This is a genomic window from Gammaproteobacteria bacterium, from assembly GCA_032250735.1.
Taxonomy (GTDB): Bacteria; Pseudomonadota; Gammaproteobacteria; order SZUA-152; family SZUA-152; genus SZUA-152.
On the sequence record JAVVEP010000036.1, the window covers coordinates 1 to 22,889 of the forward strand.

General features: G+C 59.4%; 25 protein-coding genes. 7 read left to right on the forward strand and 18 right to left on the reverse strand.

Going from position 1 to position 22,889, the window contains the following annotated elements; all coding sequences use genetic code 11:
* Window positions 1-29: 29 nt before the first annotated feature.
* Window positions 30-2,327: an HAD-IC family P-type ATPase gene (locus RRB22_14320; protein MDT8385580.1), complete on the reverse strand. Its 2,298-nt coding sequence runs from the start codon at window positions 2,325-2,327 to the stop codon at window positions 30-32.
* Between the two features lie 227 nt (window positions 2,328-2,554).
* On the opposite strand from RRB22_14320, the gene RRB22_14325 reads away from it, so the two are divergent.
* The 6 genes from RRB22_14325 (at window position 2,555) to RRB22_14350 (ending at window position 5,986) form a co-directional block, all read left to right on the forward strand.
* Window positions 2,555-2,761, forward strand: a complete 207-nt coding sequence (locus RRB22_14325; GenBank protein MDT8385581.1) for a hypothetical protein — start codon at window positions 2,555-2,557, stop codon at window positions 2,759-2,761.
* A gap of 21 nt (window positions 2,762-2,782) precedes the next feature.
* Complete coding sequence (locus RRB22_14330) at window positions 2,783-2,998, forward strand: hypothetical protein (GenBank protein ID MDT8385582.1); 216 nt, start codon at window positions 2,783-2,785, stop codon at window positions 2,996-2,998.
* Window positions 2,999-3,064: 66 nt separating this feature from the next.
* Complete coding sequence (locus RRB22_14335) at window positions 3,065-3,694, forward strand: phosphoribosyltransferase (GenBank protein MDT8385583.1); 630 nt, start codon at window positions 3,065-3,067, stop codon at window positions 3,692-3,694.
* 100 nt (window positions 3,695-3,794) lie between these two features.
* Window positions 3,795-4,211 carry a hypothetical protein gene (locus RRB22_14340; GenBank protein MDT8385584.1) on the forward strand — a complete coding sequence of 139 codons (417 nt, stop codon included), beginning with the start codon at window positions 3,795-3,797 and terminating at the stop codon, window positions 4,209-4,211.
* A gap of 43 nt (window positions 4,212-4,254) precedes the next feature.
* Entirely contained in the window at window positions 4,255-4,926 is a 672-nt protein-coding gene (locus RRB22_14345) for a dienelactone hydrolase family protein (protein MDT8385585.1), read from the forward strand.
* Between the two features lie 67 nt (window positions 4,927-4,993).
* On the forward strand, window positions 4,994-5,986 hold the full coding sequence (locus tag RRB22_14350; protein MDT8385586.1) for a ribose-phosphate pyrophosphokinase: 993 nt from the start codon (window positions 4,994-4,996) through the stop codon (window positions 5,984-5,986).
* A gap of 75 nt (window positions 5,987-6,061) precedes the next feature.
* On the opposite strand, the gene RRB22_14355 is transcribed toward RRB22_14350, so the two are convergent.
* The 7 genes from RRB22_14355 to RRB22_14385 form a co-directional block, all read right to left on the reverse strand.
* Window positions 6,062-6,973 carry a hypothetical protein gene (locus tag RRB22_14355; GenBank protein ID MDT8385587.1) on the reverse strand — a complete coding sequence of 304 codons (912 nt, stop codon included), beginning with the start codon at window positions 6,971-6,973 and terminating at the stop codon, window positions 6,062-6,064.
* Between the two features lie 222 nt (window positions 6,974-7,195).
* Window positions 7,196-7,513, reverse strand: coding sequence for a chaperone modulator CbpM (locus RRB22_14360; protein ID MDT8385588.1), 318 nt, complete (start codon window positions 7,511-7,513; stop codon window positions 7,196-7,198).
* The gene (locus RRB22_14365; GenBank protein MDT8385589.1) at window positions 7,510-8,457 is read right to left on the reverse strand and encodes a DnaJ C-terminal domain-containing protein; all 948 of its coding nucleotides are present in this window, start codon (window positions 8,455-8,457) and stop codon (window positions 7,510-7,512) included. Before RRB22_14365 ends, RRB22_14360 begins: the two co-directional genes overlap by 4 nt.
* 66 nt (window positions 8,458-8,523) lie before the next feature.
* The gene (gene clpB / locus RRB22_14370) at window positions 8,524-11,142 is read right to left on the reverse strand and encodes an ATP-dependent chaperone ClpB (GenBank protein ID MDT8385590.1); all 2,619 of its coding nucleotides are present in this window, start codon (window positions 11,140-11,142) and stop codon (window positions 8,524-8,526) included.
* A gap of 161 nt (window positions 11,143-11,303) precedes the next feature.
* Window positions 11,304-13,250, reverse strand: coding sequence for a molecular chaperone DnaK (gene dnaK, locus RRB22_14375; GenBank protein ID MDT8385591.1), 1,947 nt, complete (start codon window positions 13,248-13,250; stop codon window positions 11,304-11,306).
* Window positions 13,251-13,360: 110 nt separating this feature from the next.
* Window positions 13,361-13,924 (reverse strand): nucleotide exchange factor GrpE, encoded by a 564-nt coding sequence (gene grpE, locus RRB22_14380; GenBank protein ID MDT8385592.1) that lies wholly within the window; start codon window positions 13,922-13,924, stop codon window positions 13,361-13,363.
* Window positions 13,925-13,990: 66 nt separating this feature from the next.
* Window positions 13,991-14,191 (reverse strand): dodecin family protein, encoded by a 201-nt coding sequence (locus RRB22_14385; GenBank protein ID MDT8385593.1) that lies wholly within the window; start codon window positions 14,189-14,191, stop codon window positions 13,991-13,993.
* Between the two features lie 463 nt (window positions 14,192-14,654).
* On the opposite strand from RRB22_14385, the gene RRB22_14390 reads away from it, so the two are divergent.
* A complete protein-coding gene (locus tag RRB22_14390; GenBank protein MDT8385594.1) occupies window positions 14,655-15,053 on the forward strand; it encodes a DUF2892 domain-containing protein in 399 nt (132 codons plus the stop codon).
* An 86-nt stretch (window positions 15,054-15,139) separates the two neighbouring features.
* Here the strand turns inward: RRB22_14390 and RRB22_14395 are convergent, their stop codons facing one another.
* The 10 genes from RRB22_14395 to RRB22_14440 form a co-directional block, all read right to left on the reverse strand.
* A complete protein-coding gene (locus RRB22_14395; protein ID MDT8385595.1) occupies window positions 15,140-15,373 on the reverse strand; it encodes a DUF2892 domain-containing protein in 234 nt (77 codons plus the stop codon).
* 199 nt (window positions 15,374-15,572) lie between these two features.
* On the reverse strand, window positions 15,573-16,547 hold the full coding sequence (locus tag RRB22_14400) for a right-handed parallel beta-helix repeat-containing protein (GenBank protein MDT8385596.1): 975 nt from the start codon (window positions 16,545-16,547) through the stop codon (window positions 15,573-15,575).
* Between the two features lie 70 nt (window positions 16,548-16,617).
* On the reverse strand, window positions 16,618-17,451 hold the full coding sequence (locus RRB22_14405) for a phosphate ABC transporter ATP-binding protein (protein MDT8385597.1): 834 nt from the start codon (window positions 17,449-17,451) through the stop codon (window positions 16,618-16,620).
* The gene (pstA, locus tag RRB22_14410) at window positions 17,448-18,278 is read right to left on the reverse strand and encodes a phosphate ABC transporter permease PstA (protein ID MDT8385598.1); all 831 of its coding nucleotides are present in this window, start codon (window positions 18,276-18,278) and stop codon (window positions 17,448-17,450) included. The genes RRB22_14405 and pstA overlap by 4 nt, the downstream gene beginning before the upstream one ends.
* A complete protein-coding gene (pstC, locus tag RRB22_14415) occupies window positions 18,271-19,149 on the reverse strand; it encodes a phosphate ABC transporter permease subunit PstC (protein ID MDT8385599.1) in 879 nt (292 codons plus the stop codon). The genes pstA and pstC overlap by 8 nt, the downstream gene beginning before the upstream one ends.
* Entirely contained in the window at window positions 19,112-19,900 is a 789-nt protein-coding gene (locus tag RRB22_14420; protein MDT8385600.1) for a phosphate ABC transporter substrate-binding protein, read from the reverse strand. The genes pstC and RRB22_14420 overlap by 38 nt, the downstream gene beginning before the upstream one ends.
* A 14-nt stretch (window positions 19,901-19,914) precedes the next feature.
* A complete protein-coding gene (locus tag RRB22_14425) occupies window positions 19,915-20,442 on the reverse strand; it encodes an arsenate reductase ArsC (protein ID MDT8385601.1) in 528 nt (175 codons plus the stop codon).
* Window positions 20,433-21,497: a methyltransferase domain-containing protein gene (locus RRB22_14430; protein ID MDT8385602.1), complete on the reverse strand. Its 1,065-nt coding sequence runs from the start codon at window positions 21,495-21,497 to the stop codon at window positions 20,433-20,435. Before RRB22_14430 ends, RRB22_14425 begins: the two co-directional genes overlap by 10 nt.
* 12 nt (window positions 21,498-21,509) lie before the next feature.
* Window positions 21,510-21,965 carry a DUF302 domain-containing protein gene (locus RRB22_14435; protein MDT8385603.1) on the reverse strand — a complete coding sequence of 152 codons (456 nt, stop codon included), beginning with the start codon at window positions 21,963-21,965 and terminating at the stop codon, window positions 21,510-21,512.
* Between the two features lie 128 nt (window positions 21,966-22,093).
* A complete protein-coding gene (locus RRB22_14440) occupies window positions 22,094-22,888 on the reverse strand; it encodes a DUF547 domain-containing protein (GenBank protein MDT8385604.1) in 795 nt (264 codons plus the stop codon).
* Window position 22,889 lies beyond the last annotated feature (1 nt).

Sequence of the window (22,889 nt, forward strand, 5' to 3'; positions counted from 1 at the left end):
AGCACGGTAGCAGTGTGGTGGATGGATTTTTAGATGGGGTTTGTTGAGCGCTTACGCAGCAGGAGCGCCTCGCTGGCGTCGCGCGGTGGGCGCTGCATTACGCCCGCTTCGCTGCGGCTCAGTCCCAGGGCCAGGGCCGGCATGACATCGGAGACGAAATTGATATAGAGAATCTGTAACGGCAGCATGGGCAGGGGCGCGGCGACCAGGGCTGCGGCCGAGATGGCCATGATCTCGCCCAGATTGCCCGACAGCAGATAGATGATGAAGCGGCGAATATTCTGAAAGATGGTGCGGCCGTGTTCAATGGCCACCAGGATGGTGGCGAAGGCGTCATCCTTCAGCACCATGTCGGCCGCCTCGCGCGCCACCTCGGTGCCGCGTTTGCCCATGGCGATACCGATGTCCGCCTTCTTTAACGCCGGGGCATCGTTGACGCCATCGCCGGTCATGCCCACCACCCAGCCCGCCTGCTGATACAGGCTGATGAGGTTGAGCTTCTGTTCGGGGTTGATGCGGGCGAATACCGCGTGCCCCAGCAGCGCATGGCGTTCATCGTCACTGAGCGCGTCCGGCGCCTTGATCTGCGTGGCCTCGATCGGTTGTGTCGTCCCATCGGTGAGGCCAATCTCCTCGGCGATGGCCTGCGCGGTGGCGGCGTGATCGCCGGTGCCCATTACTATCCGTATACCCGCTGCCTGACAGCTCGCAATGGTCTGTTTGATGCCCGCCCGTGGCGGATCATACAGCCCGGCCAGACCCAGCAGGGTGAGATGTTCATAGGGCTTAGCCTGTTGCTCATCGACATACTTTTGCGCCAGCACCAGCATGCGTAGTCCTTTGGAGGCCAGCTCATCACTGCGTTGATGCCAGTCCTGGCGTGTTTCTTCATCGAGCGGCTGTTCGCCGTCGGCCGTCAGCAGCCGGGTACAGACATCGATAACGGCCTCCGGCGCACCCTTGACCGCGACCCGGTAACGGCCCTGGTGTTCGTGAAACGTGGCCATCATCTTGGTGGCCGGATCGAAACTCACCTCTCGCACCTCGGGATAGGTATCCAGCAAGGCAGGGCGGGTCATGTCGTGCCGGGCCGCCGCCTCAAGAAAGGCGACCTCGGTGGGATCGCCCGCCGCGCCGTCTTTTTCCAGACTGGCGTTGTTGCATAGGGTGCCTACTTCCAGTGCTGCCAGTAGCTCCGGCGTCTGTCGGGGATCGAGTCGGTCAGCGCCCAGTTTGAAACCGCCGTCATCATCGCTGGCGCGTTGCAGCGTGCCTCGCGCCAGCGCGAGGCGGGCGAGGGTCATGTGGTTTTCCGTCAGGGTGCCGGTCTTGTCGGTAAAGATCAGGTTGGCCGCCCCCAGTGTCTCCACCGCCGACAGCCGCTTGACCACCGCATTGCGTCGCGCCATCCGCCGCATGCCCTGGGCCAGCGCGAGGGTGGCGACCACCGGCAGTCCTTCGGGGACCGCGGCGATGGCCAGGGCGATACCGGTTTCCAGCATCACCAACAACTCCTTGCCGGCGAGCAAGCCGGCCCCGGTCACCACCCCCGCGATGGCCAGGGTGAGCCAGACCAGGCGGCGGCCGAGCACATCCAGTCGCTTTTCCAGCGGGGTGACCGACTGCCTGGCCTGTTGCACCAGGTCGGAGATGTGACCCAGCTCGGTCTCCATGCCCGTCGCCACCACCACACCGCTGCCGGAACCCTGGGTCACGGCCGTGCCCTTGTAGGCCATATTGCGGCGGTCGCCGAGAGGGATGTCCTCGCCGGACAATGTCTGCATGGTTTTGTCGGTGGCGACGGATTCACCGGTCAGTGCGGCCTCATCGCATTGCAGACCGTTGGCCTCAAGCAGGCGGAGATCGGCGGCGACCATGTCACCGGCCTCCAGCAACACGATATCGCCGGGCACCAGCGCATCGGACGCAATCTCCTTACTGGTGCCGTCGCGCCGGACCCGTACCGTGACCTTGCCCAGCCGTTGCAGTGCCTCCATCGCACGGGTGGCGCGCCACTCCATGGCAAATCCGATCAAGGTATTGACCACCACCGCCGCGCCGATGGCCAGCGCCTCAATCAGGCGTCCAAAGACGGCCGCCGCCAGCGCCGCGCTGAGCAGCAGAATCACCACCACACTCTCCAGCTGATCCAGCAGGATGTGCCAGGCAGGGCGACTGACTGCTTTACGCAGGCGGTTGGCGCCATAATGGCGGCGACGGGTTGCGACCGCATCACGGTCCAGGCCGCGTTCCGCATCCACCTGTGCCTGCGCCAGTATTTCATCAACCGGTTTGTTCCAGGGACGTTCTAACCGGTTCGGGTGCATGTGATTCTCTTTCAAGGTGATTTTTTCAAGGTGGCTTTTTCATGGCAAGAACGAGGGTAAATATCCCAGCACGAACATGACATTGAAATATCGCAATGACAACAGGCCTGACGGGCATAACATAGACCATGCTTGCATTGATCCGGCATCGCAAAAAAACATTTTTGTACTGCCTGGTATCGGGATAAAAACCGCAAAGCTACCGACATCCTCACAGGGTAAAGACTATGCACACAGCCGGAAATTCGCCACCACAATCACCGCAGGAAGTGCCCGATGAACCGCCGGAAGAGGTGCCGGCAGAACCCGAACCACTCGGTATTCCGCCGGAAAGACCGGACGAGACACCCTCCCGGCCACCCGAGGAAGTGCCCTGGCATGTGCCGCCTCAGGAAATACCGGAGGAGAGACCACCCGAATTCGGGCGCCAGTAGGCCGCACATGACACGCAAGACATGGAACACGCTACTGTTAGTCATCGCCATCCTGATACTGGCGATCGGCACACTGGCCCGCCTTTATTGGTACGCGCCACAACCCTGATGAGACTTCTGACAGTAAACAGCATGATTTCGCTGATCCATGCCAACGCTAAGAATACATCTATTGGTTTTTTCGCCGCAAAATGCCAGTTCTTAAAAGCAGGAAAATCCGCGTTACTTATTTCATAGCGAACAAGGACCGGCTTATCGCGAAGAGAAACCGAGATGATGGAGCTACCGATAAAAGACCGAATCATGGCTGGACAGGCACTGGCGAAAGCGCTGCTATCCTATCGGGACAAACCATCGGTAGTGGTGCTGGCCCTGCCCCGCGGCGGTGTGCCGGTAGCTTACGAGATAGCCAGGAGACTCCATTCCCAGCTGGATCTTATGTTAGTGCGAAAGCTCGGCTCACCCGGACAGCGGGAACTGGCGATGGGCGCCATTGCCAGCGGTGGTATACGCGTGCTCAATGAGAATATCGTCTCGCAGTTAAATGTTTCGAAGGAGATGGTCGAGAGGATTACCGCCGAGGAACAGTCCGAACTGGAACGTCGGGAAACGGCGTACCGGGGTGATGGGCCACGGCCTGATATCAAAGGTAAAAGCATAATTCTGGTTGATGATGGTGTTGCCACAGGGGCGACCATGCGCGCGGCTATCGCCGCACTGCGGCAGCAGAATCCGACGGAGATCATTGTCGCTGTGCCGGTGGCGCCGATGGATACGCTTGAAATATTACAGATGGAAGCGGATGAGGTGATCTGCCTGGCGACGCCTGAACCGTTTATCGCCATTGGCCGATGGTATGAGGATTTTGGCCAGGTTTCGGATGATGAGGTTAAACAGACATTGGCCAGGGCCTGGGGAGTTGGGGGCCGGTAAAAAAGCCCGGTCTACCCTTGAGCCGACTCCGGATTAATGTTGTCTTTTTCGTGCTGAATGCTGAGTAAGGATGTCGCCAAATTCATAAAGAGAAGGTGTCATGGAACAGCTCGAGATAGCCGTAAGAGAATGGACATCATTTTGTGACGAATTCAGTCTGGCACATCGCGGCTGGCTGGTGACGTTGGCGATGATGGCTACTACCGAACTGCAAAAAACACCTGAAGCACTCGCGGCGCACTGGCGAGTCATTGCCGATGACCTGCACTTCAACGAAATCGCTATCGGTCCGATGCCGGGCACATGCATCATCAGCGCCAAACCTGAAACACAGACAGCGATTTTTGAACATCGACTGAAAGGCATCGTACGCCTGTTCAGGCTGACGACGAACAGAGGGCATCAAGGTATGCGCATAGATACTGTGGATGGCGGAGATGCACAGAGTACCTTTATCTGGTTTCGGACGCCGGCACTTCCCGAACAACTGGATGGTCTCGCTATATCGGAACTGTGATCAGAATGCTTATGGGAAAAGCCAGCAATCATCAGGAGGCGAAATGAGTGACAGGGGATATAGCGGTGAGGTAAAGGTTCAGGCCGGTGATGTGGTGCTGGACGGAAACCTTGCCATTCCTGAAGGTGCCTGTGGCATCGTGGTGTTCGCTCATGGTAGTGGCAGTAGCCGCTTCAGCCCGCGCAACCGCGCGGTGGCCCAATACCTGAATGAGGGCGGACTGGCGACCTTGCTGTTTGATCTGCTGACCGCTGATGAACATGAGGCCGACACTTACACCCGCGAATTGCGTTTTGATACCGAACTATTGAGCCGACGCCTGGTGGGGGTGGTGGACTGGCTGGGTAAACAATCGCATACCCGTACCTTACGCATCGGACTATTTGGCGCCAGCACCGGCGCGGCGGCCGCGCTGATTGCCGCGGCGCAACGGCCCGGGCCAGTGGCCGCCGTGGTCTCCCGGGGAGGACGACCGGATCTGGCAGGGGAGGCGCTGCCGAATGTCAAAGCACCCACCTTGTTGATTGTAGGAGGACTGGATCACCCGGTCATCGATATGAACCGGGAGGCAAGCCTGCAGATGAAGGTTGCTCCCCAGCTGGAGATAGTCCCTGGCGCAACGCATCTGTTTGAGGAGCCGGGAAAACTCGATGAGATTGCCCGGCTGAGCCGTGACTGGTTTCAGCAACACCTTGTTTGTGCGCATGGTTCGTAACTCCTTGTTGGGCTATAACAGGCCGTCGTGATATTGATTGAGCAACCGGGATGCATGGACTCAGAAAATGGACTTAGGTCTTTTTACGCTAAATACCAGTCGGGACTTTGCCCAGGGTGTGGCGGTGGCGTTGGGTATCAGTCTGGGCGAACATGAGGAACGTGACTTTGTGGACGGTGAGCATAAGTCGCGCATACTGGAAAATGTGCGCGGCAAGGACGTTTTCGTCATTCAGTCCTTGCACAGTGACGAACAGCAAGGCGTCAATGACAAGTTGATACGGTTGTTGTGGTTTCTCGGTTCCATCCGGGATGCCTCGGCCGGGCGTGTCACCGCGGTTATCCCCTACCTTTGTTACTCACGTAAGGAGCGGAAAACCAAATCCCGCGATCCGGTGACCAGCCGTTATCTTGCCACCCTTCTCGAGGCGGTGGGCGTCGACCGGGTCATGACCCTGGATGTGCATAATCTGGCAGCCTATCAAAATGCATTTCGTATTCACAATGAACACCTTGAGGCCAAAAAACTGTTCGTGGACTATTTTTCGACACATCAGGACAGTAATGAGCTGATGGTTATTTCACCCGATATCGGCGGTGTCAAACGGGCTGAATTATTTCGACAGGCGTTGCAGGTTAGGCTAGGCAGGGCGGTCGGTAGTGGTTTCATGGAAAAACAGCGTAGTGCGGGGGTGGTCTCCGGCGAGACTCTGATCGGCCATGTAAGTGGCAAGGCCGTGATTATTCTCGATGACCTCATCAGCAGTGGCGGGACCATCGCCCGCACGGTCAAGGCCTGTAGTGAGGCGGGTGCACGACATATATCTGCCGCCGCCACGCATGGCCTGTTTGTTTCCACTGCCGATGAGGCTCTGGCCGATCCCGCGCTGGATGAGCTGGTGGTGACCAACACCGTACCGGCCTTTCGCCTGCACTCGGAAAGCACAAAAGCCAAACTGGTGATCCTGAACGTGGCACCACTTTTTGCTGAAGCGATTCGGTGCCTTCACGAGAACGGTTCGATCGTCGAGTTGCTGGCGACAGGGGACAATTCCGCATAGGCCGGGGATCTGCCGTTGATTTATACAACCGACTACCGGCAGGCACTGGCGGTTAGCTCATGCATACGCTACGCGCTAAAGGAATGCGCTGTATTTTTCCGCCAGTCGCAGATAGGCCATTGTCCGTTTGATCCATTTGGAATGCTGATCGGCATCGTGGTCCTTGATGTGCCAGATGGAAAGCTTGGCCCTCAAGATTGCGCGATACGCCTTGTAAAAGTTGAGCAGAGTATCTGCCGGCCGGTCGCCGGTCTTCTGCCGATAGGTCTTGAATAGGTGGGGTCCGATGAAGGCCGCACCGGCAAACTCACACTCCATGTCCAGATAAGCGAGTTCGTGCGCCGGGTCGAGGATGCGCAGCTTGCGATTGAACTCCAGACAGTCAATAAACACCGGCTCATCCGTAAGACAGATATGTTCCGGCCGTAAATCTCCATGGGCCTCGATAATGTGCTTTTCTTCTATTCGCTGATCAAACAGCTTGGGCTGTCCATTGATCAACGCGAGCTGTGCCTCGGTGATGCGTTTCAATCGTTCAGCAGACAAACTATAATCGTGATCCAGCAATTCTTCATGGTTGGTTCGAATGTCCCGCAGGAATTGCCGGCGGTATTCTTCGGGGGTCATCGGCTCTGCCGGGGCGCGCTGATAAAAATCGGCCAGTCTGGCGCTAAGGGAACGGACATCCGACTCGCTCACTGCCTGTCGCTGGATCAGACGATCGAGCATGCGCTCCGCGGGCAGCCTTAGCATCTTCACCAGCCACTCCACTGGCGTGCCGTTACCTTCCAGTACTAACTGCTGATGCTCATCCTGCGTCAGCGGTACTACCCCCAGATAGACATTGGGAGCCAGGCGGCGATTGAGGCGTATTTCCTGTAGACAATCCTGATGCCGGGCAGCAAGGGTACTGAAGTCCAGAAAGCGGTAGCGAACCGGTTTTTTCATCTTGTACACCAGGTCGTCAGTCAAAAATACCCAGGACATATGGGTTTCCTGTATGTCTACGTTGGTGACATGTTGCGGATAACTATCGGGCGTTCCCAGAAAGCAGACCTTGGCTTCAAGGCTGGGCCCGGGATTCAGTGCCGGATCGTTGCTTTTATGCGAATACAATGATTTTCTCATTCGGCGGGAATCATCAGTTTCATGTTAGTCTAGGATTAGTGACATATTGAAAAACATATATAAATAAGGCTGCGGCCATGACTACCAGTCCTTCTCCATGATCCACAGGCGATCTTTAAGGTGATCGATTTCGTCCAACAATTCCAGCACCAACGCCACACCGGGTAGATTGATTTCCAGATCACGTTGCAGGTTCAGTGCGCGCTCGATGCGCCCGATGGCAGAGCCGGGAAAATGCCACTCGGCAGGCTCGCGCCCGCGCGGTTCGATGATGCCGACCTCCACCAGTTCAATGACGACTTCAATACCGACATGACAGGTGCGTGAAATCTCGTTGAGCGAAAATTCAATGGAGTCGTCCAGTACCACGCCGATATGGATTTCTGTTTCGTTGCTCATACTGCCAGCCTGGTTCTGGGGTTGAAGGGCACGGCCTTGGCAAATTCGCGATAGGCCTGTCTGGCCGCTTCCGATTCCGCGGGTGGTGTCTCGATGCGCAGGATTACGAACTGGTCACCGGCGGGTTTTCCGGGCAGGCCGCGACCCTTGAGGCGCAGCTTACGACCCGACTGCGAGCCCGGTGGGATCTTCATGTCCACGGCGCCACCGAGCGTGGGCACGCTGACCTGGGCACCCAGCGCGGCCTCCCACGGAGAGATGGGGAGATTGATAAAAATATCACGGCCTTCCACCTGAAACAGGGGGTGCGGGTCAAACTCGATATCCAGAAATAGATCGCCGGGTGGAGCGCCCTTGCCGAAGCCGGCACCGCCTTTGCCAGCCAGACGTATGCTCTGGCCGCGGGCGATGCCTTTCGGTATGCGTATTTTCAGTGTGCGTGTCTGCTGGTGCGGTCGTCCCTGTTCATCGTACTGCGGGATGTTCAGGGAAACGGTGCGCGTGCTGCCGTGATAGGCGTCATCCAGACTTATGCGCAGACGGGCGTGCAGGTCCTCGCCGCGGGCCCGAAATTCGGTGTGTGCGGTACGGCTTCCGGTGCCGAAGTGGCCGAACAGGGATTCGAAAAAATCGCTGAACCGGCCGGCGTCCGCCGTGGTGAATTCGCCCCCCGTGTATTGGAAACCCGCACCCCAGTCCGGCGGCGGGCGGAATTCCTGTCCGTGCCGCCAGTTCTGTCCCAGTTGATCGTAGGCCTGGCGTTTTTGCGGATCCTTGAGCACCTCGTAGGCCTCGCCCAGTTCCTTGAACTTCTGTTCGGCATCGGTCTCTTTGCTGACGTCGGGATGATATTTGCGCGCCAGCTTGCGGTAGGCGCGCTTGATCTCGTCCTGTGACGCATCACGCTGTACGCCCAATACCCGGTAATAGTCCTTGTATTCCATTAGCTCTATTTACTGTTAGCTATTCGTTCGCCCTGCAAACGGTCCTGCTCGGTACAATGCGTCAGTTCAGGCATTGGTTGCGGCCTGCGCTTGCACCGTGGTATCGGCAGCATCGTGCAGGAACACAATGCGCTCACCGCGCGCATCCACCCGCACCGCATCGCCGGGGCCAAACCTGCCGGCCACCATTTCGCGCGCCAGCGGAGTCTCCACCTGTTGCTGGATGGCCCGCTTGAGAGGGCGTGCGCCATACACCGGGTCAAAGCCCGACTCTGCCAGCAGATCCAGGGCGGCGGGGGTGAGTTCGATCTGCATCTCGCGCTGGTGCAGGCGTTCGCGCAGATACTGCAATTGCAGTTGGGCGATGGCTCGGATCTGTTCACGGTTGAGGGGATGGAATACCACCACCTCGTCGATGCGGTTGATAAACTCGGGACGAAAAAAGCGGCCGACGATCTCCATCACCGCCTGTTTCATCCGGGTATAGTGTTCCTCACCTGCCATCTCGCGGATCAGTTCCGAGCCCATGTTGGAGGTCATGACGATGACGCTGCTGCGGAAGTTGACGGTGCGGCCGTGGCCGTCGGTGAGTCGGCCGTCGTCGAGCACCTGCAGCAGAATGTTGAACACCTCGGCGTGGGCCTTTTCCACCTCGTCCAGCAGGATCACCGCATAGGGGCGGCGGCGCACCGCCTCGGTGAGATAGCCGCCTTCCTCATATCCGATGTAGCCGGGTGGGGCGCCGATGAGGCGGGCAACGGAGTGTTTTTCCATGAACTCGGACATGTCGATGCGCACCATGGCGTCTTCGCTGTCGAACAGAAATTCGGCCAGGGCACGGGAGAGCTCGGTCTTGCCCACCCCGGTGGGGCCGAGGAACAAGAAGGAACCGGCCGGGCGGCGCGGGTCCGCCAGCCCCGCGCGGGAGCGGATAATGGCATCGGCCACCACGCGCACTGCCTCTTCCTGACCGACCACGCGGCGGTGCAGGGCGTCTTCCATTTTCACCAGCCTATCGCGCTCGCTCTCCAGCATCCTGGCCACGGGGATGCCCGTCCAGCGCGACACCACCTCGGCGATCTCTTCTTCACCGACCTTGTTGCGCAATAGCTGGGGCCGGGCCTCTGCGGACTCACTGCCGGCTGTCAGGCGTGATTCGAGTTCCGGGATACGGCCGTATTGCAGCTCCGCCATGCGGGTCAGATCGCCGGCGCGACGGGCCGCCTCCAGCTCGGTGCGCGCCCGGTCGAGGGCCTCTTTCACCTGCTGGGCATCCTGTAGCCTGGCCTTCTCCCCGTCCCAGATCGCCTTCAGATCGGCGTACTCCTTTTCCAGTGCGCTGATCTCCGTGTCCAGAATGGCGAGGCGTTTCTTCGACGCCTCGTCGCTCTCTTTGCCCAGGGCCTCGCGCTCGATCTTGAGCTGGATCAGGCGCCGGTCAAGGCGATCCATGACCTCGGGCTCCGAGTCGATCTCCACACGGATGCGACTGGCGGCCTCGTCCATCAGGTCGATGGCCTTGTCCGGCAGATTGCGGTCGGTGATGTAGCGTTGCGAAAGGGTGACCGCCGCGCAGATGGCGGGGTCAGTGATCTCCACGGCGTGGTGCAGTTCGTATTTTTCCTTCAGTCCGCGCAGGATGGCGATGGTGTCCTCCACGCTGGGCTCGTCGATCAGCACGGTCTGGAAACGCCGCTCCAGCGCACCGTCTTTCTCGATGCTCTCACGGTACTCGTTGAGGGTGGTGGCGCCGATGCAGTGCAGCTCGCCGCGCGCCAGGGCAGGCTTGAGCATGTTGCCGGCATCGATGGCCCCCTCGGCCCGACCGGCGCCCACCAGGGTGTGCAGCTCGTCGATGAACAACACCACCTGGCCCTGCAGTTTACCCAGATCCTTGAGCACGCCCTTGAGCCGTTCCTCGAATTCGCCGCGATATTTGGCGCCGGCCACCATCGCGCCCAGGTCCAGGGCCAGCAGGCGCTTGCCGCGCAGGCCGATGGGTACCTCGTTGTTGACCATGCGCTGGGCCAGCCCTTCCACCACCGCCGTCTTGCCTACACCGGGCTCGCCGATCAGGGCTGGATTGTTTTTGGTGCGCCGTTGCAGTACCTGGATGATGCGCCGGATCTCGTCGTCACGGCCGATCACGGGATCCAGTTTGCCGCTCTCGGCGCGCTCGGTGAGGTCGATGGTGTAGCGTTGCAATGCGCCGCGCTGCTCTTCGGCCTCGGGGTCTTGTACCTGTTCGCCACCGCGCGCCTCGTCGATGGCCCGGGTCAGCACCTCCCGGTCCGCGCCGGTCTCGCGCAGGATGCGAGCCAGTTCACCGTGATCGAGAACCACGGCGAGCACAAACAGTTCACTGGAGATATAGGCGTCGCCGCGCTGCTGGGCGAGCTTGTCCATCACATTCAGTAGACGGCCCAGATCATTGGAGATGATGACCTCGCCCGCAGTGCCTTCGACCTGCGGCAGGCGATCCAGTGCCTTGCCGAGTTCGGTGCGCAACTGGCTGACATTGACGTCGGCCTTTTGCAGCAGGGGACGGATGCTGCCGCCGTCCTGATCGAGCAGCGCCAGCATGAGATGCAACGGCTCCACATACTGGTGGTCGCGGCCCACGGCCAGGCTCTGCGCATCGGCCAGGGCCATCTGCAGACGGGTAGTGAGCTTATCCATTCTCATGCGTTAATCCCTACCATGGCAGGTAATGAAAGGCGTGCATCCATTGCCTGAAGCCGCTGGGTGGCCAGAGAGCATTAACTATAGATAGTTGCCATCAACGTATGCCTGGCATTTGGCCGTTGCGTATTACATTGTTCTACTAATAATTGTTCTACAAATAATTATTTGTGCTCACCGGAGACATCTTCAAACTCCGCATCGACCACATCCTCATCGGCGCCGGTGCGTGCGCCGCCGCCACCGGCCTGACCACCACCGCCAGACTGTCCGCCGGACTGACCGCCACCCCCGGCCTGAGCATAGATGCGTTGCGCCATCCTGGCCGAGGCCTCGCTCAGCGCCGTGGACTTGGTGTCGATCTGGTACTTGTCATCGCCCTTGATGGCGGCCTCCAGCTCCGTAATCGCGGCTTCGATATCCGACTTTTCACCGCTTTCGACCTTGTCGCCGAGTTCCTTCATGGACTTGCGCGTGGCATGGATGAGGGCATCGGCCTGGTTGCGGGCCTGCACCAGTTCGTGGAAGCGCCGGTCTTCCTCTGCGTGGGCCGCGGCCTCGCTGACCATGCGTTGCACGTCGGCATCGGACAGGCCGCTGGAGGCCTTGATGACGATCCTGTTTTCCTTGCCTGTGGCCTTGTCCTTCGCGGTCACATGCAGGATGCCGTTGGCGTCGATATCGAAGGTCACCTCGACCTGCGGTACACCACGAGGCGCCGGTGGAATCCCCTCCAGATTGAACTGGCCGAGGGACTTGTTATCGACCGCCCGTTCACGCTCGCCCTGTAGCACATGCACGGTCACCGCCGACTGGTTGTCATCGGCGGTGGAGAAGACCTCGCTGGCCTTGGTGGGAATGGTGGTGTTTTTTTCGATCAGCTTGGTCATCACCCCGCCCAGGGTCTCGATGCCCAGCGACAGGGGAGTGACGTCCAGCAGCAGCACATCCTTCACCTCGCCGGACAGCACGGCGGCCTGGATGGCGGCGCCGATGGCCACGGCCTCGTCGGGATTGACGTCCTTGCGCGGCTCCTTGCCGAAAAACGCCTTCACCTTTTGCTGCACCATGGGCATGCGGGTCTGGCCGCCCACCAGGATTACCTCGTCGATGTCCGAGGTCGACAGTTTGGCGTCCTTGAGCGCCATCTTGCAGGGCGCGATGGTGCGATCGATGATGTCCTCCACCAGCGATTCGAGCTTGGCCCGCGTCAGCCGGATGTTCAGGTGTTTGGGGCCGGCCTTGTCCGCCGTGATGTAGGGCAGGTTGACGTCGGTCTGCTGGGCGGTGGAGAGTTCGATCTTGGCCTTCTCCGCGGCCTCCTTGAGTCGTTGGATGGCCAACGGGTCACCGCGCAGGTCGATCCCCTGATCCTTTTTGAATTCGTTGATCAGATAATCGATCAGCCGCTTGTCGATATCCTCACCGCCGAGAAAAGTGTCGCCGTTGGTGGAATGCACCTCGAATTGATGCTCGCCGTCCACATCGGCGATCTCGATGATGGAGATGTCGAAGGTGCCGCCGCCCAGATCAAACACCGCCAGCTTCTGTTCACCGCGTTTCTTGTCCATGCCATAGGCCAGGGCCGAGGCGGTGGGCTCATTGATGATGCGTTTGACCTCCAGCCCCGCGATCTGGCCGGCGTCCTTGGTGGCCTGCCGCTGCGAATCGTTGAAATAGGCGGGCACGGTGATCACCGCCTCGGTGACCTTTTCGCCGAGATAATCCTCGGCGGTCTGTTTCATCTTCTGCAGCACCTTGGCGGCGATTTCCTGCGGCGCCATCTTCTTGCCGCCGGCCTCCACCCAGGCGTCGCCATTGTCCGCCCGGACAATTTTATAGGAGACCATGCCGATATCCTTTTGCACCTCGGGATCATCAAAGCGTCTGCCGATCAGGCGTTTGATGGCGAACAGGGTGTTTTCGGGATTGGTCACCGCCTGGCGTTTGGCGGTCTGGCCCACCAAAACCTCACCATCGGCCGTAAAGGCCACAATCGATGGCGTGGTGCGACCTCCCTCATTGTTTTCGATCACCTTGGGGGTGTTGCCCTCCATGACGGCGACACAGGAATTGGTGGTGCCCAGATCGATGCCGATGATTTTACCCATAGTCCTTGCCTCGTGTTATGTCCTGTCGAAATACCAGCGTGCTGGAATCCGTGCCCCACATGTGCGCCCATCGACACAGGCATATAGGGATCTGCCTGTAGAAAGCATAGTCAAATTTCGGATGTCTGCGGCGCGCTGGCAATGGTCACCCGGGCCGGTCGCACGATGCGGCCATTGAGCAGATAGCCTTTCTGCTGCACCTCGATCACGGTGTTGGGCGGCACGTCCGCCACCGGCTCCACATACATCACCTCGTGATACTCGGGATTGAAGATCTGGCCCTGGGGGTCAATGGCTTCCACGCCGAAATCGTTCAGCACGGTAGCGAGCGTGGTAAGGGTGAGTTGCATGCCATACTGAAGGGCGCTGGTATCCGTCTTGTCCGGTGATGCCTCGAAGGCCGCCAGCCCCAGCTCCAGACTGTCCTTCACCGGCAGCAGTGCCGTGAGCAGCTGCATCAGTGAAAACTTGTGCGCCTTTTCGATCTCCCGGGCCGCGCGTTTGCGCTCATTGTCCAGTTCCGCACGGACACGTAATAACGCCTCCCAACGCTCCGCGGCTTCCTGCCGACTCAGTTCCAGCGACTTTTCACATTCCTCCAGCGCCGCCTGACGCTGCTCCGGCGACGATGGGGGAGTGGGGTCTTGTTCGGTCTCCGGTTGCTGTTCGGTCATGGGATCTTGTGAGTTGCCTTGTGGTATCACATCCCTTTCACGGGCGTTGTGTGACGCGCAGGATGTCTATTCCAGCTCAAAGGTGATTTTGCCGTTGATGCGATATTCCACGATCTTATTGTTTTCCACCTTGGCCTCCATCTCCTTGATGTAAACGGATTTGATGTTATGCAGGGATTCAGCGGCCTTATCAACCGCCTTCTGTGTCGCGTCTTCCCAGCTTTTGGTGGATTGTGATAACACTTCGATAACCTTCAATGTCGCCATGATGCTGTTCTCCGTTAGTGATGCGTTTAGTGATGCGTTTGGTGCTATGCAAGTGCTGCGTTAGTAGTGTTTTATTGCTAAATGCGCGGCCATGAGTGGCATATTTGTAACGCTTGAAAGCGTCATAGTAGGTCGTAGGGTGTGCGTGTCATTGACAAATTTCAATTGCTGCAGAATTTGTATAATTTGCAGAGGAGGAGGGCAACGCATTGACGATTATTCTGTGACGGCTTAGGTCATTGATGTTTATCAATGACGTCACCGTCATAATTGAGTCAAATGATCAACCTGAATAATAACGTTAACTCAAGCGCCCCGAAAAAAGCATCTTCACCGTACAATTAAGCCTTATCTTCATTGCCTGCATAAAATATTCCCAATGTCATTGAAAATACACACTGTGTCATCTATCCCTTGAGGGTCGTCAAGAGAAACACAACCTGTGGAAATAAAGGAGAACGTCATGAATGGAAGCACCGACACGAAAAATCGCTGGATCTCGCAGAATCTGGGGTGGCTCGATCGTCTGCTACGATTTATTTTTGGCACTGCCATTCTGGCTACGTCACTCACCATACTGGTTATAACAGGTCAGCCAGAATGGTTGTCACCAGACCAGGAAGTAGCGGACTGGGTATATTACCTACCCTTTATCTCACTGTATTTTTTCTTTACCGCGATACTTGGAGCAGACCCTATTTACGGACTATTGAAATTCCGGACCTGTGGTAACAGCCCGCGAAATCCTTGTGGCACCTTTCCGTTTGAAGTCGATGCCGCCATGGGCAATAACCCGTTACCCGAAAATGACATCGAGCATTCCCTGTCAACGTCACGGCATCAAAAGCCGGGTAAGACGTAATCCGGCAGACGTTTTTTTGGATACCATCATGCAAATTCCCAGACCACCCTATGACGGGCATAGGGTGGTCTGGGTACACAGCTTACTCAATGTGCGTGAGAACTCTTTTGGCCTGCATGTCGCGGCCTACGTGTCGACAGCTTGAAGGGAAGATAGGCAGGACATACCCCGACCAGGCTCGTCAACAACAGGACGATGGCGATAATGCTAAGCACTAATGCGGTGGTACCGGATATTGTGCCCGTAAAGTACAGCCCGGCAATACCGATCGCCACCAGCAGCCGAATAACACGATCTGAATAACCCATATTCTGTTTCATGCGCTTTACCTCCGTTGTAGATGGACGGCGTGAATGATGATCAATCCACCAATGACATGCATTGATAAATCTCAATCAGCGCGGCTATCGATACCCGTGTGGAGCTGGAGCTAGGTTGATCGGATAAACTCAGGGGCAAGCTAGCAGAAGAGGGTATGTTTTGCAGTTTGGTATTGATATAACCGTTTTATCCATCGCCTTACTTGACCAAATTGCCGATGCCATTATCGACGACATCCCCGCCGCCGCTGCCGGAGACCGTATTCGAATTGACGATGTTGTCCTCCGCCACCGCAGCGATTTGCGTGTCGCCCGGATCGACACAGTCACCCACTACCGCGCCGCATAACTTGATGCCCGCGCCCGCGCTGTCGGTGACGGTGTTGCCTTTCACAACGTTGTTATCGCCCTGGATCTGGATGCCGTCGCCGCCGGTATTGGTAACGGCGTTGCCGGCGATGAGCGAATCGACGGTCGGGCTTCCGGCGGGCTCCTGTATGATCACGATGCCGACTCGCGGCGTATCGGCGATGTCGTTGTCTTTGATGATCACGTTCGAGGCCGGGATGTGAATGCTGTCTTGATAGCTGCCGCGGAAGGTGGAGTCTTTGATGGTGAGATCGGGCGCCAGAAAGGCGAACACGCCCCGCGAACCCGGACCCGGAATCGGCGCCTCGCCGCTACGGTCGCGCCGGAAATTCAGGTGCTTTAACGTCACGCCACTGGCCGGGGGACGCACGAACACGCCGATGTCTCTTTTGGTGGGTGTCGGGCCGGAGTGAACGATGCTGAGGTTTTTAATCACCACATCCGCGGCGAAAATATCGAGCACGACATCGGCGGGCGTTGTCGGGCAGGGCGCGCACACGCCGTCGATGCCGCCGGAGGAATCAATGACTGTTTGCCCACCTCCGGTTAGCGTGATCCCGTCCTTGCCGGGAAGGATGCGAATGTTTTCGGCAAACACGCCGTCGCCGATGATGATCTGGTCGCCGGGCGAGGCCAGATCGACCGCAGCCTGGATGCTGGCGCAGGACTCGGCGGCTGTGCAGCTCGCGCCGCTTGCGCCGGCCTCGACAAAGAGATTGGCCGCGCCGCCCGGGAGCGAAAGCGTTAACCCGAATGCGCCGAGCACCGCCAGCGTCATTTTGCGTAGACTATTGGATATTTTCATTTGTACCCTCCTGTTGGTTGTTCTCTCTGTTGTTCTAACGAAATAGGTATGTGCCGCGAATCCGCGGAACTCAACCGCTCAGCCCTGCCACATAGGCCGCCGTCAACGGATGCGTCGGCGTCTCAAACAAGGGACGGCACTGGCCGAATTCGATGAGTTTGCCGACGCGCTCCTTCATCCAGAAAAACGCGGCGTAGTTGGCGATGCGCCGCGCCTGGGCCAGGTTGTGGGTGACGATGATGATGGTGTAGCGGCCGCGCAGCCGCTGGATCAGTTCTTCCACGATGCCGGACGAAATAGGATCGAGTGCGCTGCACGGTTCGTCCATCAACAGTACCGAGGGTTCCAGCACCAGAGCGCGCGCGATGCACAGACGCTGTTGCTGGCCGCCGGAGAGGGCCAGCGCCGGTGATTCGAGGCGGTCGCGCACTTCCTCCCACAGGCCGACATCGCGCAGCGCTGTTTCGATCTTGTGTTCGATCACCTCGCGGCGGCGCACGCCGTGCTCGCGCAGCGGCAGTTCCAGATTGCGGCGGATGGAAAGCGGAAACGGGTTGGGCTTCTGGAAGATCATGCCGATCCTGCGTCGCAGCGCCAGCACGTCGAGGCGCGGGTCGAGCAGGTCGGCCTCCTCAAACCGCACCTCGCCCCGCACGTGCGCCGTTGGCAGCAGATCGGTGAGGCGGTTGAGCACGGAGAGAAAGCTGGTCTTGCCGCAACCCGAGGGACCGATCAGCGCGGTGATGCAGCCCCGGTAAATGTCCAGTGACACTTCATTCAAAACGGTGTTGCCGCCGTAAGCCACCGAAAGATCGCGGATACGCAAATGCGGTAGTGGTTCGCAGCAGGGCGGCCCCGATTCGATACCGCCAAGGGTATATATCGTTTTGTGTTCGTCGTTCATGTTGCAATCCTGTTGCTCAGCCAGCGATCGGAGAGGGTGAGCGCGCTGGCATTAATGGCGACGATCAGTACGATCAGCACTAGTGCCGAGGCATAAGCCGCCTGATCACCGCCGGTGACGTTCATCGACAGATCGTAGATGTGCACGGCGAGGGCGCGGCCGGAATCGGAGAGGGATTCCGGCATACGGTCCACGTAGCCACTGGTGAAAATCAGCGCCGCCGTCTCCGCCGTGGCGCGGCCGATGCCAAGCAGCAGCCCGGCGGTGATGGCTGGGGCGGCGGCGGGCAGCAGGATGTGCCACAGCGCGGCGGCGCGGGTCATGCCCAGGGCGTGGGCGCCGCGGCGCCAGTCGTCGCTGACGGCGCCGATGCCCGCCTCGCTGGTGCGGATGAGAATGGGCAGGATCATGCAGGCCAGCGTCAACCCGCCGGAGAGAATCGAAAAACCCAGCTTCAGAAATACGCAAAAGAAGGCGTAACCGAACAGGCCGAAGACGATGGAGGGTACACCCGCCAGGACATCGAGACTGAGGCGTATGCTCCGGCCCGATGCGCCCCCGCGGCGGGTGTATTCGGCGAGCCAGACGGCGGCACCGAGGCCGAGCGGGATGGCTGCCGTCAGCGCCACGGCAAGTATTAACAGTGTCGAGACCAGGATCGGCGCGATGCCGCCGTTGCGACCGGCGTTCTCCGGGTCCGAGACCAAAAACGACCAGGACAGATGGCCCATGCCCCGCCACGCCAGATCGCCCAGCAGCCACAAGAACGCGGCGGCCACCAGCAGTGCCGCGCTCCAGATCGCCAGCGTGAAGAGGCGATCAGCCATGGTCCTCGCTCCGGTTCGTCCGCGCGGCAAACCACGCCAACATCAGCACCATCAACGTCAACAACAAGCCGGAGGCGAACAGCCCGGCGCGATGATCGCCGGTGGCATAGGCCATCTCCAGCGCGATATTGGCGGTCAACACCCGCACCGGCTCGAACAGCCCGGTGGGGTTTTGCACCACGTTGCCCGCCACCATCAGCACCGCCATGGTTTCGCCCAGGGCGCGGGCGGTGGCCAGTAGCACGCCGCCGGTGATGCCGCCACGCGCCGCCGGAATCGCCACGCCGGTCACGATGCCTCTGCGCGTCATGCCCAGCGCGGCCGCGCCGTGAAGCAGTGAGGCAGGCACGCCGCGCAAGGCGGCACTGCCGGTCAGCGCCACGGTGGGCAGGATCATCAGCGCCAGAATGATGATGGCGGCGAAGAGGCTGGCACCGGGTGGCTGCCAGCGGGCGATCAACGGCACGAGCACCGTGAGGCCCCAGAGCCCGAAGACCACCGACGGAATCCCCGCCAGCAGCGCCACCATCATGCGGTAAAGCCGCGCCAATACGGGCGGCGCGTAGAAGCATTCGAACAGCGCGCCGGCCAGGCCGAGGGGTGTGGCGATCAGCATGGCGCCGAGGGCGGCGGCCAGTGTCGCCCACACCATGGGCAGCAGGCCGAAACGGCCCTCCAGCGGATGCCAGCCCTCATCGGTCACGAAACGCAGCCAGCCGCCATCGTCCAGCAGCGGCCAGGATTCCCGCAGCAGGAAAACCACCACCAGCAGCAGGATCAGTGCCGCGCCCGCTGCCAGCGCCAGGAGTAGCGGCGCCAGCGCGTGGTCAGCGTTACGGCGCAACGAAATACTGGGCCTGGATAAGATCATCAACAGCCTCCGATTGGGCGAAATCGATAAAGCGCCGGACCAGGGTTGAAGGCTCACCCCTGGTCACCAGGTTGAGTGGCCGTGACAACGGGAAGGTGTGGTTGCGTACATTCTCGACACTTGCGGCAATGCCCGCCATGGGCAACAGTTTGATCGGGGTGCCCTGGGTGGCTTCGAACTCGGCGGTACCGATGGAGACATAACCGATGGCGTTAGGATTGCCCGCCACGGTTTTGATGCCCTGCTGGTTGTCGCCGATCACCACATGGGGTTTGATCGCGCTGTTTTTCAGCATGAGATGATGCAGGAACAGCTCCAGGGTCGAGCGTCCCTCCGCCTTGTTGACCACCGTGATGCGCGCATCTTTACCGCCGACCTTGCGCCAATTCGTGATGCGGCCGGTGTAGATGGCGATGATCTGTTGGTCACTCAGCGCGACCACCGGGTTGTCGCGGTGCAGGATGATGCCGATGCCATCAAGGGCGATGGTATGGGCCGTGAGGTCGTTCTCCTTCGGCTTGAGGGCGCGGGAGGCCATGCCGATATCCGCCAGCCCCGCGCGGGCGTCCATCACGCCGCGCGTCGAACCGCCGGTCTGCACATCAATGCGAATACCGGGATTTTGTTTTTCAAAACGTTTACCAATTTCCAGCGCAAGCGGCGCCACGGTGCTGGAGCCGGTAAGGGTCAGCCGGTCATCGGCCGCTTTCAATAGCGGGGGCTGGAGCAGGATAATGCCTGTAAGCGCAATCGCGATGGTCTTTTTCAATACCAGATCTCCGTGGGTACGCGATCGTGCGCCAGCTGTTGCATGAGCGCGGCCAGATTATCGATATCGATACGGGGTTGCCCGGCTAGAACCTGTATCCGGTTTTTCAGTGTGTCGAAACACGCCTTGAAAGCCAGCCGCTTTTCCTCTTCTGATGGGCCGGCCGCCGCAGGGTCGGGCAGCCCCCAATGAATGCGCTGCTGCGCGCCCGGGAAATGCGGGCAGCTTTCCCCGGCGGCGTTGTCACACACCGTAATGACGAAATCCAGCGGCGGCGCTTCCGGCCCCGTGAATTCCGACCAGCTCTTGCTGCGAAAGCCGCTTGTGTCCATACCCAGGCGATCAATCTGTTCCAGGGCAAAGGGGTTTACCACGCCCACCGGGTGGCTGCCCGCACTGTAGGCGGTGAAGCGTTGGGCGGCCACGTGGTTGAATAATGCCTCGGCCATGATGCTGCGCGCCGAATTGCCGGTGCAGAGCACCAGGACACTATGGCGTTGCGGCGCGGATGGTGTCAGCAGCATGAGGACGTTGCTCCGCCCACCGCAGCGGTGTCAAAAGGCAGCCCGCCGCCGCAGCCCGCGAACAGGCCGAAGTGGCAGCTGAAATCGCCGATGAAGTCGAAGTGATCGTGAAAGCGCGTGTCGTGCAACATGCGCCAGGTGTTGCCGCACACCGGGAAGACGCGGCCGGTCTCCATGTCATGATGTTTGTCGAGCACAAATCGGTGCGGATGCTCGGGGATGGTGCCGCGATAGATCACCGCCTGACCGTAGTCCTCGCAGGCACTTTCCAGGCCGTCGAGCTTATACAGGCGGTAGGTGGCGGAGAAGAAACGCAGGTTGCCGGTGAGCGCCGCGAGTTTCGGTTCGGTGACCGACAGCGGGCGGTCCTCCACCAGGCGCGGGTCGGCGAAGCCATGACGCTGGGCCAACCGCAAGAAATCGTTCCAATAGAGCGCGCCGCCCAGGCATTCGCCGTACAGCACCGGATCGTTGCGCACCGCATCGGGCACGCGTCGGTCGGCGTAGACGTCGGAAAAATACATCTCGCCGCCGGGTTTGAGCAGGCGTTGCACGCCGGCCAGCACCGCGTCCTTGTCCGGGGAGAGATTGATGACGCAGTTGGAGACGATGACATCGAAGCTTTCGGCTTCGAGATCGAGTTCGTCGAGGTGCTCGATGTAGCCGTGCAGGAAGCGTATGTTGTCGACGCCATTGTCGAAGCCATTGTCGAAGCCAAAGGCATCGCGGTGCCAGGCGCGGTGTTTTTCAGCGATCGCCAACTGCTCCTCGGTCATGTCGACGCCGATCACTTCGCCGTTTTTACCCACCAGTTGTGCCAGCGCGTACACGTCCCGTCCCGAGCCACAGCCGAGATCCAGCACCCGCGCGCCTTTGAGCAAGGGCGGGCACACCAGACCGCAACCATAGTAGCGTGCCAGCACCTCGGGATGGATTCGCACCAGCAGCGGCTTGAGCCATTCTGGCACTTGTGACGTGTCGCAGCAGGCGTCGGTTTTCAGGTCGCCGGTGTGTTGTAACTGCTTGCCATAATAGTCCTGCACGACATCATGCATGTTGCTTCTCCATTACTCCTGTTTTGAAATCGCCTTTTCCGCGAATCCCGCCAGCGCCTTGCTCATGCCGGCCGCCACCTTGCAGGCCGGTACATCATGGCGTTTGGCGATGTAGGCAGGATCGTTGTAGCCCAGCCACACCTGCCCAGCCTCGTCCTGCCAGACCAGCGCCTTGACGGGCAGATCGATGCCCACGGTCTGCGCGCATTCCATGAACGGTGTACCGCCCTTGGGGTTGCCGAAGATCAGCAGTTGGGTGGGCCGCAGCTGTTTGCCGATTGTGGCCGCACCCGCCGCGTGATCGACGCGGGCGAAGACCTTCATGCCCGCCGCGCCGACCACGGACTCGAGCCGGTCCATGGTTTGCCTGACAGAGTGAGGACTTTTGACGGACACCAGGCCATCGGCGGCCCAGGCGCCAGCGGTCAGAGAGAACAGTAGTGTCACGATGATTAGGAAAGTTTTCATGATCATTCTCCATTGAGTGGGCCAGCGGTTGAACCTGCCTGGTAATAATAGTCTTAGGTTCCAGTTGGTCGCTCCATGGGCACAGATATTACAGTGAACCTTTCACTTTGGCCGGAACGGCAGCGCGGTCAATCCGTCCTGTTGAGCCGCCAGTTGTACGCCAAAAACTCCACGTCCATGCTGCCCGACAACAGCAACCGCTGGGCGGTGCCATCAAGACTGAGGGGGTTGGAATAAAGGCTTAAAAACTGTTCCAGCGATTCGGCGCCGCGCCAGCCATGTTCGAAGTCCGCCCGGTACCACTTGAAAATGCTCGACACATAAAGCGTGTCGTTTTCCCGCCGGTTGCGTGTCCGGTCGGAAAGAAACAGGCGCGTCGCCTCATCGAGCTGTTGATCGAGTTTCTCGGCAAGGTAGGCATCCGGCCGCAGCGCAGGGCAGCCGATGCTGGCGCAGTTGACGGCGAAGTGGATGCGCGGATCGTTATAGCGGCCCGAGCCGCGGATCAGCCCGTGTTCGATATCGTCGAGCGAACGGGTTTCGCCGAGCAGGGGAATGAAGGCTTTTTTCCACGGCGATTGAAAAAACGAGCCCAGGTCTTTGATCGATTCGATGTTGGGATAGCCGCTCAGGATCAGTTCCACGGTCCAGGCGTTGTAGGCGTTGATGAGGAAGGCGAGTTGTTCCTCTTTGCTCCAATCATCAAAGGTTGTGCGAATGACATTCGAGGTGGCGCTGAGATAGCGTTTGAGTTGTGCGCGGTCTTTCATCATGCCGTCGTAATCGACCTGTGTCGCCTGACCATTTTGAATCGATACCACATGCTTTTTCAGCAGCGCATCCCAGTTGGCGTGGGCGAATGCCGCCGCCTGTGCGGTAATCGTTTGTGCCAGCAACAGCAATGTAAATAAAAAACGTTTCATG